Source organism: Streptomyces sp. CC0208 (assembly GCF_003443735.1).
Taxonomy (GTDB): Bacteria; Actinomycetota; Actinomycetes; order Streptomycetales; family Streptomycetaceae; genus Streptomyces; species Streptomyces sviceus.
The window spans coordinates 5,268,608-5,280,893 of record NZ_CP031969.1 but is presented as its reverse complement, the minus strand read 5'-3'; the positions used below and the strand labels follow the sequence as shown (position 1 = coordinate 5,280,893).

Genomic DNA, 12,286 nt, shown 5'->3' with positions numbered 1-12,286 from the left:
AGGCCGCAGCACCCGGGGCCACGTAGGCGCCCGTCCAGGCCGCACAGCACCTGGAGCCACACACGCAACCGCCCCGGGCCACCCCCACGCGAACGACCGCGCAGGCCGGCACACCCGAGGGCCACGCAAGCACCCCACCGGGCCGCAGCACCCGGAGTCACGCAAGCACCCGGCCGGTGCCGCCTCGGTCACGCTTTCGCCCCACCCCGAGCGCACCCCCGCACCCCCACGCCCCACACCCCTGGCCAAGGAAGTGACCGTCCGGAACCCGGGTCCCGGCGCTCTGCGATCGGGGATGTTCACTCTTCCGTGGAGTCGGAAAAAGAATTTCGACTGTGGCCGAAAGCGTCGGCAGCCCCCGCTAGTCTCTCGTCCTGCCCGAGGAGCGAGAGCCGCACGACCCCGGGCTCCCAGGGGGGAATGTGTTGTTGGTGCATGGCGGACCGGCCACGGCCGTGGTCCGTGGGCCCGCCGGAGAATCGGTCGTACTGCTCTCCGGTGAGCTGCCCGAGGTACTGACCGACCAGTCGGTGACCGAACTCCTGGAACTGGCCGCCGCCGTCCTGGACGCGGACGAGCTGCCGCTGTTCCACACCTGTCTGAGAACACTGCGCCGCGACGGCCTGCGCGCCGGCCGCCGCATCGAGATCGACGGTGCCGTACTGACCGTCTACGAGGGTTGAAGACGGGAGGCCGGCCCACGCGTGAGAAGTCATCACGTGGGCGGGAAAGTGCCCGGAGCCGGACTTGAACCGGCACGCCCGCGAAGGGGCAGCGAGGTTTAAGCTCGCCGTGTCTGCATTCCACCATCCGGGCAGGCCATGGGCTCCGCGTCGAGGTTCCGAGCCTATCGGGGTACATCCCCCGAACAGTGGTCGGGCGGACCGATGTTGTCTTATTTTATTGACGTCTGAGGGTGCATCAGACCGTGGAACACGCCATCCGCACTTGCCAATAGCGTTCCGTGCGACCCCCGGCCGCGCATGCGGAATGACGGAATTTCACCGCCCGAACGAGGACGCTCCACCTGTTCTCTGCAGATTCCCCGATCAGGGACCGCCGTCATCCCCAGGTATGACACCGGGCGGCGCGGTCCCTCCAAAGTCTGCCTTCGGAACCAGAACTGCGGCTGACTACACGACGGGCTCCGGCCACCACGATGGAAGACGTCCTTCAACGATGTCGTCCCGCTAGGAGTTCCATCCCGTGACCACCACTCCAGTCGCCGGCCGGACCACCACCGTGGCCGCGCGCGCCACGGATCTGTCGAAGATCTACGGACAGGGCGAGACCCAGGTGGTCGCCCTGGACCGGGTCACCGTCGAGTTCCGGCAGGCCGAGTTCACCGCGATCATGGGCCCCTCCGGCTCCGGCAAGTCCACGCTGATGCACTGCGTGGCCGGACTCGACACCTTCTCCTCCGGTTCGGTCCGCATCGGCGACACCGAGCTGGGCTCCCTGAAGGACAAGCAGCTCACCAAACTGCGTCGGGACAAGATCGGCTTCATCTTCCAGGCGTTCAACCTGCTGCCGACCCTGACGGCCCTGGAGAACATCACGCTCCCGATGGACATCGCGGGCCGCAAGCCGGACAAGGAGTGGCTGGACTCGGTCATCCGGATGATCGGTCTGCGGGACCGGCTCAGCCACCGCCCCGCCCAGCTCTCCGGCGGCCAGCAGCAGCGCGTCGCCGTCGCCCGGGCCCTCGCGTCCAAGCCCGACATCATCTTCGGTGACGAGCCGACCGGAAACCTCGACTCCCGCTCCGGCGCCGAGGTGCTGGGCTTCCTGCGCAACTCCGTACGGGAGCTGGGGCAGACGGTCGTCATGGTGACCCACGACCCGGTGGCCGCGGCGTACGCGGACCGGGTGGTCTTCCTCGCGGACGGCCGGATCGTGGACGAGATGTACAAGCCCACCGCCGACAACGTGCTCGATTTCATGAAGCAGTTCGACGCGAAGGGCCGTACCTCCTGATGTTCCGCACCGCCCTGCGCAACGTCCTCGCGCACAAAGCCAGACTGCTCATGACCGTGCTCGCCGTGATGCTCGGCGTGGCCTTCGTGTCCGGCACCCTCGTCTTCACCAACACCATCTCCGAGGCCTACCAGAAGAGTTCGGCCAAGGGCTTCGACCAGGTCGACGTCGCCGTCACCGCCAAGTCCGAGGCGGACAAGGGCAACACGATCGGCAAGAGCCACGAGCTCACCCAGACGCTGCTCGACAAGAGCGCCGAGGTTCCCGGGGCCGCGAACGCCATCGGCGTCGTGAGCGGCTTCACCGCCATCGCCGACAAGGACGGCAAGCTCATCGGCGGCGGCTTCCAGTCGCAGGGCGGCAACTACTACGGAGCCAAGGACCCCCGGTACCCGCTGGCCGAGGGCGCCGCACCGCACGGCGCGAACGAAGTCGCGATCGACTCGGAGACCGCGAAGCGGGCCGGCTACAAGGTCGGCGACACCGTGCGCATCTCGGTCGACGGCCCGGTCCTCAGGCCGGTCGTCACCGGCATCTTCACCACCGACGACGGCAATGTCGCGGCCGGCGGCAGCCTCGCGCTGTTCGACACGGCCACCGCCCAGAAGCTGTTCGGCAAGCCGGGGACGTACGACGAGATCGACGTGAAGGCGGCCTCCGGCACCTCCCAGACCGCGCTGCAGGCCGCGCTGGAGAAGGCGCTGCCCGCACACCTCGTGGAGACCGAGACCGGCAAGGAACTCGCCGACAACCAGGCCGAGTTGATCTCCTCCTCCATGTCCGGTCTCAAGCAGGGCCTGCTGGTCTTCGCCGGCATCGCGCTGTTCGTCGGCACCTTCATCATCGCCAACACCTTCACCATGCTGGTCGCCCAGCGCACCAAGGAGCTGGCGCTGCTCAGGGCGGTCGGCGCGTCCCGTCGCCAGGTCACGCGGTCGGTGCTGGTCGAGGCGTTCGTGGTCGGCCTGATCGCCGCCGTGACGGGTCTGGTGGCCGGCATCGGCATCGGCGCCGGGCTCAGGTCCCTCATGGGCGCGCTCGGGGCGACCGTGCCGGACGGGCCGCTCGTCATCACGCCGGGCACGGTCGGCACGGCCCTCGCGGTCGGCGTCCTGATCACCATGCTGGCGGCCTGGCTGCCGGGCCGCAGGGCGGCGAAGATCCCGCCGGTCGCGGCCATGAGCAGCGTGCACGCGAAGGCGACGACCAAGTCGCTGGTGCTGCGCAACACGCTGGGCGCGCTGTTCAGCGGGGCGGGCGTCGCCGTGATCCTGGCGGCCACGACGATGGACGGCTCGGACGGCCAGGCCCCCATGGGCATGGGCGCGGTCCTGCTGATCATCGGCGTCTTCATCCTCACCCCCCTGCTGTCCCGTCCGCTGATCGCGGCGGCGGCCCCTGCCCTGCGCGTCTTCGGCGTCTCCGGGAAGCTGGCCCGCCAGAACTCGGTGCGCAACCCTCGCCGTACGGCCGCCACCGCCTCCGCGCTGATGATCGGTCTCACCCTGATCACCGGCATGACGGTGATGGCGGGCAGCCTGCAGAAGTCGATCGACAAGATGGCGTCGGCGGCCGTCAAGGCGGACTACGTCGTCTCCATGGCGAACGGCAACGAGCTCTCGCCGGACGTCGAGAAGAAGCTGGCGAAGGTAGACGGCGTCACCGCCGTCAGCCCGCTGCGCAACGCGGCCTCCCGTATCGAGGGCGAGACCGAGTACCTGACCGGTGTCAACGGCTCGGCGATCGGGAAGCTGACCGACCTGAAGGTCGACAGCGGCACCTTCGAGGTCGGCGGCAACCGGGTCGTCGTGGACCAGGACACCGCCAAGTCCCGCGGCTGGAAGGCCGGTTCGGCCTTCGCCGTGCACTACGAGGACGGCAAGGCGCAGCAGCTCACGGTCGCCGGGGTCTACGAGGGCAACGAGCTGATCAGCGGCATCATGGTCGACAGCGCGACGCTCACCCCGCATCTGAGCGACGTCTCCGACATGCAGGTCATGCTGAAGACGTCCGACGGCACGTCCGACGCGACCAAGGACAGGCTGGAGAAGGCCCTCGGCTCCAACCCGGCCATCAAGGTCCAGGACAAGAAGGACCTCTCCGAGTCCATCGCGCAGATGTTCACGCTGATGCTGAACATGCTCTACGGCCTGCTGGCGATGGCGGTGATCGTCGCGGTCCTCGGGGTCATCAACACCCTGGCCATGTCGGTCTTCGAACGCTCCCAGGAGATCGGCATGCTCCGCGCGATCGGCCTGGACCGCAAGGGCATCAAGCGGATGGTCCGTCTGGAGTCCCTGGTCATCTCCCTGTTCGGCGGGGTCCTCGGGATCGGACTGGGCGTCTTCTTCGGCTGGGCGGCCGGTGAGCTGCTCGGCACGAAGATGGCGACCTACGAACTCGTCCTGCCGTGGGCCCGGATGGCGGTGTTCCTGCTGCTCGCGGCGACGGTCGGCATCCTCGCCGCGCTGTGGCCGGCCCGGCGGGCGGCCCGCATGAACATGCTGGCGGCGATCAAGGCCGAGTGACGCAGAGCAAGGTCGGCAAGCCTTGAGGCAGTTGGGGCCCGTTGCCCAGTGACGGGCCCCTTTCGCCGTTCAGTTCCAGGTGCGGGCGCGCAACGGCAGCCCGGAGGCGCCGGACTCGGGGGACCTGACGGCGAGGACCTGGTTGACGCCGATGCGGTTGCGTTCGAAGGCGAGGGCGCTGGCGGCCATGTACAGCAGCCACACGCGGGCCCGCCCGGGTCCGGCGATCCGGACCGCCCGCTGCCACTGGGCCTTCAGGTTGGTGACCCAGCGGCGCAGGGTGTGGGCGTAGTGCTCGCGGATCGACTCGACGTCCCGCACCTCGAAGCCGGCCCGCTCCAGCATGGTCACGGTGGTCCCGAGGGGAGCGAGTTCGCCGTCGGGGAAGACATAGGCGTCGATGAACGCGTCGACGTGGTACGCCGATTCGTCGGTCTGGGGGCGCCGGGCGATCTGGTGGTTGAGCAGCCGCCCGCCGGGCCTCAGCAGCTTGAACAGGTCCTCGGCGTACTCCAGGTACCGTTCGGCGCCGACGTGTTCGGCCATGCCGATGGAGGAGATGGCGTCGTACGGCCCGTCGGTGACGTCCCGGTAGTCCTGCACCCGGATCTCGACGCGGTCGGTGAGCCCCTCCTCGGCGACGCGCTTGCGGGCGTAGGCCGCCTGCTCCTGGGAGAGGGTGATGCCGACGACGCTCACGCCGTACTCGCGGGCGGCGTGGATGGCCATCGAGCCCCAGCCGCAGCCGACGTCGAGGAGTCGCTGCCCGGCTGTCAGGCCGAGCTTGCGGCAGACGAGGTCGAGCTTGTCGCGCTGGGCGTCCTCCAGCGTGCCCTCGGGTTCGGGGGCCTGCCAGTAGGCGCACGAGTACACCATCGCCGGGCCGAGGACGATCTCGTAGAAGCCGTTGCCGACGTCGTAGTGGTGGCTGATGGCCCGCTTGTCGCTGTGCCTGGTGTGCAGATGGCCGCGGACCCGGCGGATCTCCTCGGGCGGCGGGGCGGGCGGCAGCGGCGGCCCGGCGAGGGCGGCGAGTCCGCGGACGGCGGAGCGCACCTCGGGTTCGCGCAGGGCCTGGAAGAGGGTCCTTGCGTCCTCCCCGCGCTCCCAGACGAGCCCCGAGATCAGGGCGAGGGCGGTGTAGAGGTCACCGTCGATGTCCAGGTCCCCGGCGACCCAGGCGCGGGCCAGCCCCAGTTCGCCCGGCTTGAACAGCAGTCGGCGCACGGCACGCCGGTTGCGCACGACCAACGCGGGCGCGTCGGGCGGTCCGGCCTCCGAACCGTCCCAGGCGCGGATCCGCACCGGTAGCGGTACTCCCAGCAACTGTTCGAAGAGGGCTCTGAGCCGCAGCGCGGCATCTGCCATGGCGCACACCTCCGTGACGAGGATCCCGGAATTGTCCACCTCGGTAAACAACGCCACGGCCATGGTCACTCCCGAAAGCACCGAAAGGCCCCCTGCACCACGGATGGCAGGGGGCCTTTCGGTTCGTTCAGCGACCGGTACCGGTCAGGAGGCCTTCGCCTCGGTCTTCTTCGGCTCGGCGGCCGGCACGGGGCGCGCGGCCTCGTAGAACTCCTCGCGCGGGTTCTCCATGGCGCCGAGGGAGACGACCTCGCGCTTGAGGAACATGCCGAGGGTCCAGTCGGCGAAGACACGGATCTTGCGGTTCCAGGTCGGCATGGCCAGACCGTGGTAGCCGCGGTGCATGTACCAGGCGAGACGGCCCTTGAGCTTGATCTTCATCTTGCCCATGACGATCATCGCCACGCCCTTGTGCAGGCCGAGACCCGCGACAGCACCCTTGTTGGAGTGGCTGTACTCCTTCTGCGGGAAGCCCCGCATCCCGGAGATCACGTTGTCGCCGAGGACCCGGGCCTGGCGCAGCGCGTGCTGGGCGTTCGGCGGGCACCAGGCGTTCTCGACCCCGGCCTTGCGGGCGGCGACGTCCGGGACCTGGGCGTTGTCGCCGGCGGCCCAGATGTAGTCGGTGCCCTGGACCTGGAGGGTCGGGGCGGTGTCCACGTGACCGCGCGGGCCCAGCGGAAGGCCGTAGCGGGTGAGGACCGGGTTCGGCTTGACGCCGGCGGTCCACACGATGGTGCTGGAGTCGACCTCCAGGCCGTTCTTGAGGACCACGTGGCCGTCGACGCAGGAGTCCATCGAGGTGGAGAGGTAGATCTCCACGCCCCGGCTCTCCAGGTGCTCCTTGCCGTACTGGCCGAGCTTGGGGCCGACCTCGGGAAGGATCTTGTCGGCGGCGTCGACGAGGATGAACCGCATGTCCTCGCGCGAGACGTTGGTGTAGTACTTGGCCGCGTCGCGGGCCATGTCCTCGACCTCGCCGACGGTCTCCGCACCCGCGAAGCCACCGCCGATGAAGACGAAGGTGAGCGCCTTGCGGCGGATCTCCTCGTCGGTCGTGGAGTCGGCCTTGTCGAGCTGCTCAAGCACGTGGTTGCGCAGGCCGATGGCCTCCTCGATGCCCTTCATGCCGATGCCCTGCTCGGCGAGGCCGGGGATCGGGAAGGTGCGGGAGACCGCGCCGAGCGCGATCACCAGGTAGTCGAAGGGCAGCTCGTACGCCTCGCCGACCAGCGGGGCGATCGTGGCGACCTTGCGGTCCTGGTCGATGGTGGTGACCCGGCCGGTGAGCACCTCCGCCTTCGGCAGCACGCGTCGCAGCGGGACGACGACGTGGCGCGGGGAGATGTTGCCGGCGGCGGTTTCGGGGAGGAAGGGCTGGTAGGTCATGTACGACCGGGGGTCGACGACCGTGACGGTCGCCTCGCCGTAGCGCATCTTCTTGAGAATGCGCCGAGCTGCGTACAGGCCTACGTACCCACCGCCTACTACGAGGATCCTGGGACGCTCCGTGGTGCTCATGGCATCGAGTATCCACCTGCCCCAGGGGGGTCGCTCGTGCGCCCCTTCACAAGCTCTTGGAAGGTGTGTGTTATCCTCCGCCGCTCGCGTGATCCACGTCATGGCGCGGAAGGGGAACCACGGTATAGGGCGACCCGTTGTCAATGCCGCGTGAGCTGCCTCTCTGCACCGGAACGGCACCCGTGAGGGACCCTCGTAGCCCCCTCGCGGATCCCCCTCCCGAGGTCCGCAACTCCCCATTTTGAACGTGTTCACACGGGTGTTGAACCCCCGGAAGGGCCAACCGGACCCCATTCGTCGTCCGACAGGGCCAAATTCCTTGTGAAGAACTTCACGAACTTTCTCGGCGCCACGTCAAAGAGGGGCCCCGAAGGGCCCCTCGAACGTGCTCATACGTTGTTCTGCCTGCTCAGCAGAGGTGCCCGGCGGGGGCTACGCGAGGGACCACGCGATGCCGTCGAGGATGTCGTGCTCGCTCACGACGACCTCCTCGGCGCCGATCCGCTCCATGATCGTGAGCAGGACGAGGGCCCCGGCACCGATGACGTCCACCCGCCCCGGATGCATGGAGGGCACGGCCGCGCGCTCGGCGTGGGTGGAGCGCAGCAGCCACTCGGTGATCTCGCGGACCCGGTCGTGGGAGACCCGGGAGTGGTGGATGGCCTGCGAGTCGTACGCGGGCAGTTCCTGCGCGATCGCCGACACGGTGGTGACGGACCCGGCGAGCCCCACCAGCGTGCGCGCCTCGCGCAGCGGCACGGTCTCCTCGGCGAGGTCGAGAGCGGCCTCGATGTCGGCCCGCATGGCGGCGATCTGCGCGGCGGTGGGCGGGTCGCTGACGGCTCCGTCCAGCACCAGGTGCCGCTCGGTCATCCGCACACAGCCCACGTCCACGGAGCGTGCGGCACGCACATGGTCGTCGCCCACGACGAACTCGGTCGAACCGCCGCCGATGTCCACCACGAGATACGGCTTGGCGAGGTGGTCGCTGCCGGTGAGCTCCTTGGTCGCCCCGGTGAAGGAGAACTCGGCCTCCTGGTCCCCGGTGATGACCTCGGGCTCGACCCCGAGGATGTCGAGGACCCCCCGCACGAAGTCGTCCCGGTTCTCGGCGTCCCGGGAGGCGGAGGTGGCGACGAACCGCAGCCGCTCGGCGCCATGCTCCTTGATGACCGCCGCGTACTCCCGGCACGCGGCGAAGGTCCGCTCCAGCGCCTCGGGGGCGAGCCGCCCGGTCCGGTCGACCCCCTGCCCGAGCCGCACGATGGTCATCCGCCGGTCCAGATCGACCAGTTCACCGGTCTCCGGGTCGCAGTCGGCTACGAGGAGGCGGATGGAGTTCGTACCGCAGTCGACCGCGGCGACTCGGGTCATCGGTCACCCTCCTCGGCCGGCTTGAAGGCGAAGTGGCCCGAGCCGTCCTCGGTGACGTCCACCTGCCACCCCTCACCGGTCGGCGGCCCGGAAGGCGTCACGCAGGGCCCCTTGCGCCACCACTCCGGCAGCATCGCGATCGCCTCGTCGCCCAGCGGGTTGACGCCCGGTCCGGCCGCCAGCGAGTGACCGACCAGGACGTGCAGGCACTTCACCCGGTCCGGCATGCCGCCCGCGCTCGGGAAGCCCTCCAGGACCTCGATGGCGTCCCGGCGCGCGATGTAGTCCTCGTGCGCGGCCCGGTAGGCCGCCGCGAGCTCCGGGTCGGTCTGCAGCCGCTCCGTCATCTCCTTCATGACGCCGTTCGCCTCCAGCGTGCCGATCGCCGAGGCGGCGCGCGGACACGTCAGGTAGTACGTCGTCGGGAAGGGCGTGCCGTCCGGCAGCCGGGGCGCGGTCTCCACGACGTCCGGCTGCCCGCACGGGCACCGGTGCGCGATCGCCCGCAGCCCGCGCGGCGGCCGCCCGAGCTGCTGCTTGAATGCCTCGACGTCCGCGTCGGTCGGCTCGGTGCGCGGGGTGGAGGGCGGAGGCGTTTCCATGCCTGTCTTTCTATCGGTCTTCAGATCTTCTGATCTTCAAAGGTCTTCAGGTCTTGAGGTCGGTTCACTGGTCGGAGGCGTCGGACTTGTCGACCCCGTCCCAGACGTTCGCGTACCAGGGGCGGTCGAACGCGCCCTGGTCGGTGCGGGACTGCTTCGCCGCGTCCGGGTCGACGACGATGAAGCCCGTCTCCCCCGGCATCACATAGTGCAGCCGTTGCCGGATCTGCTGCTCCGCGTAGGCGTCGTCCTGCCAGCGCGCCTTGAGGTCGCGCAGTTTCTCGACCCGCTGGGCGGCCCGCGCCTTCTCCCGCTGGAGATCGGCGATCTCGGCGCGCTGGGAGACGTACTGCCTTATCGGGTACGCCAGCGCCACCACCAGCGTGCACAGCACGAGGGCGAGCAGCGCGGCCCGGCCGGTCAGCCGGGAGCGGCGGGCCTGCCGTCTGGTCTGGGAGCGGTAGACACGGGCCGCGGTCTGCTCACCGAGCAGCCTGATCCTGGTCGTGGTGGAGAAACGGTCCCGGTCCTTCACGGCCATCGGCTCGCCGCCTCCCCTTCTACGTGCGTACGTCCCCGCACACGGTACGGGACCGGTACGGGGACGTACGTACGACTGGCTCAGGATTGACCCTGGTGGGGTCAGCCCTTGAAGCGGGGGAAGGCCGAGCGGCCCGCGTACACCGCCGCGTCGTCGAGGATCTCCTCGATGCGCAGGAGCTGGTTGTACTTGGCGACACGCTCGGAGCGGGCCGGGGCGCCGGTCTTGATCTGGCCGCAGTTGGTGGCGACGGCCAGGTCGGCGATGGTGACGTCCTCGGTCTCGCCGGAGCGGTGGGACATCATGCACTTGAAGCCGCTGCGCTGGGCGAGCTCGACGGCGTCGAGGGTCTCGGTCAGCGAGCCGATCTGGTTCACCTTGACGAGCAGCGCGTTGGCGGCACCGTCCTCGATGCCGCGGGCCAGACGCTCCGGGTTGGTGACGAACAGGTCGTCGCCGACGATCTGGACCTTGTCGCCCAGCTTGTCGGTGAGGACCTTCCAGCCGGCCCAGTCGTCCTCGAACAGCGGGTCCTCGATGGAGACGAGCGGGTAGGCCGCCACGAGCTCCTCGTAGTACTCCGTCATCTCGGCGGCCGACCGGTCCTTGCCCTCGAACTGGTACTTGCCGTCCTTGTAGAACTCGGAGGCGGCGACGTCGAGCGCCAGGGCGACCTGCTCGCCGGGGATGTAACCGGCTTCCTTGATCGCCTCGAGGATCAGGTCCAGGGCGGCGCGGTTGGACTCCAGGTTCGGCGCGAAGCCGCCCTCGTCGCCGAGACCGGTGGACAGGCCCTTGCTCTTCAGGACCTTCTTGAGGGTGTGGTAGACCTCGGTGCCCCAGCGCAGCGCCTCCGAGAAGGACTCCGCACCGATCGGGGCGATCATGAACTCCTGGATGTCCACGTTGGAGTCGGCGTGCGAGCCGCCGTTCAGGATGTTCATCATCGGCACCGGCAGCAGGTGCGCGTTCGGGCCGCCCAGGTAGCGGAAGAGCGGGAGGTCGCTGGCCTCGGAGGCGGCGTGGGCGACGGCCAGGGAGACGCCGAGGATGGCGTTGGCGCCGAGCGAGCCCTTGTTGTCGGTGGCGTCCAGGTCGAACATCGCCTGGTCGATCAGGCGCTGCTCGGTGGCGTCGTAGCCGACGAGCTCCGGGCCGATCTGCTCGATGACCGCGAGGACGGCCTTCTCGACACCCTTGCCCTGGTAGCGGTTCGGGTCACCGTCGCGCAGCTCGATGGCCTCGAAGGCGCCCGTGGAGGCGCCGGAGGGGACGGCGGCACGACCGGTGCTGCCGTCGTCGAGGCCGACCTCGACCTCGACCGTGGGGTTGCCTCGGGAGTCCAGGATTTCCCGGGCTACGACGACGTCGATGGACGGCACGAGCATCTCCTTCTTGGGATGTGACACGGTCCGCCGGGACCGCGGTGGGTTCTGCGAGTCCGAGCCTAACCGGCTCGGCGCGATCGGCCACCGTGTGGACCGCCCCCTGGACAGAACCGAGAGTAAATTGTTTCTGAACTGAACAAAGACCGGTCGGCGCCTGGCATGAAAAACCCCGCCCCGGTGCGTACGGGGGAACACGCACCGGAGCGGGGAGCCCGTGGGGACGGGGGGTGACCCTCACGAGGCCTTCATCCTGAAGGACACGACTGTGAGGGCCCTGTGGTTCAGCTGGGTCTTACTTCAGGTGCAGCTGCTGGCCCGGGAAGATGAAGTCGGCATCGTCGATGATGTCCTTGTTCAGCTTGAACAGCTTCTGCCAGCCGCCCTTGACCTTGTGCTTCTCGGCGATCGAGCTGAGGGTGTCACCCTTGACGACCTTGTACTCGCCGTCGCCCTTCTTGACCTTCTTGCCGGTCGGGGTGGTGACGGTCTTCTTCGCGGCCGGACGCTCGGAGGAACGCGAGGCGCTCTGCTCGCCGGTCGAGCGGGTGCTGGTGCCCGAGTTCGAGGAGCTGGAGTTCGAGCTGGAGGAGGACGAGCTGCTGCCGCTGTAGGAGGCGCCGGACAGGCCCTTGCCGCAGACCGGCCAGGCACCCTTGCCCTGCGAGGCGAGGACCTTCTCGGCGACGGCGATCTGCTGGGACTTGCTGGCCTGGTTGGCCTGCGACGCGTACTGCGTGCCGCCGTAAGCGGCCCAGGTGGAGGCCGAGAACTGCAGGCCGCCGTAGTAGCCGTTGCCGGTGTTGATGGACCAGTTGCCGCCGGACTCGCACTGGGCGACGGTGTCCCACTCGGAGGCGGTGGCGGCAGAGGCGTTGCCGGCCGCCATCAGCGGGGCGGCGATGGCGACACCGGTGACGCCGGCCAGAGCGGCGGCGCGGGTGGTCTTGGAAGGACGACGGTGCTTGCCCTTGCCGGAAAACAGCATGG

At 69.1% G+C, this 12,286-nt stretch carries 10 protein-coding genes and 1 tRNA gene; 3 read left to right on the top strand and 8 right to left on the bottom strand.

Annotated features, from left to right (window positions below; genetic code table 11):
- Nucleotides 1–422 precede the first annotated feature (422 nt).
- Nucleotides 423–683 carry a hypothetical protein gene (locus tag D1369_RS24305; RefSeq protein WP_240436094.1) on the top strand — a complete coding sequence of 87 codons (261 nt, stop codon included), beginning with the start codon at nucleotides 423–425 and terminating at the stop codon, nucleotides 681–683.
- A 49-nt stretch (nucleotides 684–732) separates the two neighbouring features.
- On the opposite strand, the gene D1369_RS24300 is transcribed toward D1369_RS24305, so the two are convergent.
- A tRNA-Leu gene (locus D1369_RS24300) sits at nucleotides 733–816 on the bottom strand.
- 390 nt (nucleotides 817–1,206) lie between these two features.
- Here D1369_RS24300 and D1369_RS24290 point away from each other — a divergent pair.
- Nucleotides 1,207–1,977 (top strand): ABC transporter ATP-binding protein, encoded by a 771-nt coding sequence (locus D1369_RS24290; RefSeq protein WP_007382555.1) that lies wholly within the window; start codon nucleotides 1,207–1,209, stop codon nucleotides 1,975–1,977.
- Complete coding sequence (locus D1369_RS24285) at nucleotides 1,977–4,505, top strand: FtsX-like permease family protein (protein ID WP_007382556.1); 2,529 nt, start codon at nucleotides 1,977–1,979, stop codon at nucleotides 4,503–4,505. The genes D1369_RS24290 and D1369_RS24285 overlap by 1 nt, the downstream gene beginning before the upstream one ends.
- A 69-nt stretch (nucleotides 4,506–4,574) precedes the next feature.
- Here D1369_RS24285 and D1369_RS24280 read toward each other — a convergent pair whose 3' ends face one another.
- The 7 genes from D1369_RS24280 to D1369_RS24250 form a co-directional block, all read right to left on the bottom strand.
- On the bottom strand, nucleotides 4,575–5,873 hold the full coding sequence (locus D1369_RS24280) for a class I SAM-dependent methyltransferase (protein ID WP_082319563.1): 1,299 nt from the start codon (nucleotides 5,871–5,873) through the stop codon (nucleotides 4,575–4,577).
- 144 nt (nucleotides 5,874–6,017) lie between these two features.
- Nucleotides 6,018–7,394, bottom strand: a complete 1,377-nt coding sequence (locus D1369_RS24275) for an NAD(P)/FAD-dependent oxidoreductase (RefSeq protein ID WP_082319404.1) — start codon at nucleotides 7,392–7,394, stop codon at nucleotides 6,018–6,020.
- Between the two features lie 432 nt (nucleotides 7,395–7,826).
- On the bottom strand, nucleotides 7,827–8,768 hold the full coding sequence (locus D1369_RS24270; protein WP_007382559.1) for a Ppx/GppA phosphatase family protein: 942 nt from the start codon (nucleotides 8,766–8,768) through the stop codon (nucleotides 7,827–7,829).
- Entirely contained in the window at nucleotides 8,765–9,370 is a 606-nt protein-coding gene (locus tag D1369_RS24265; RefSeq protein ID WP_007382560.1) for a DUF501 domain-containing protein, read from the bottom strand. The genes D1369_RS24270 and D1369_RS24265 overlap by 4 nt, the downstream gene beginning before the upstream one ends.
- Nucleotides 9,371–9,434: 64 nt before the next feature.
- On the bottom strand, nucleotides 9,435–9,911 hold the full coding sequence (locus D1369_RS24260; protein ID WP_007382561.1) for a septum formation initiator family protein: 477 nt from the start codon (nucleotides 9,909–9,911) through the stop codon (nucleotides 9,435–9,437).
- 101 nt (nucleotides 9,912–10,012) lie between these two features.
- Nucleotides 10,013–11,299 (bottom strand): phosphopyruvate hydratase, encoded by a 1,287-nt coding sequence (eno, locus tag D1369_RS24255; RefSeq protein WP_007382562.1) that lies wholly within the window; start codon nucleotides 11,297–11,299, stop codon nucleotides 10,013–10,015.
- Between the two features lie 292 nt (nucleotides 11,300–11,591).
- Nucleotides 11,592–12,284 carry a transglycosylase family protein gene (locus tag D1369_RS24250; RefSeq protein ID WP_007382563.1) on the bottom strand — a complete coding sequence of 231 codons (693 nt, stop codon included), beginning with the start codon at nucleotides 12,282–12,284 and terminating at the stop codon, nucleotides 11,592–11,594.
- Nucleotides 12,285–12,286: the final 2 nt, after the last annotated feature.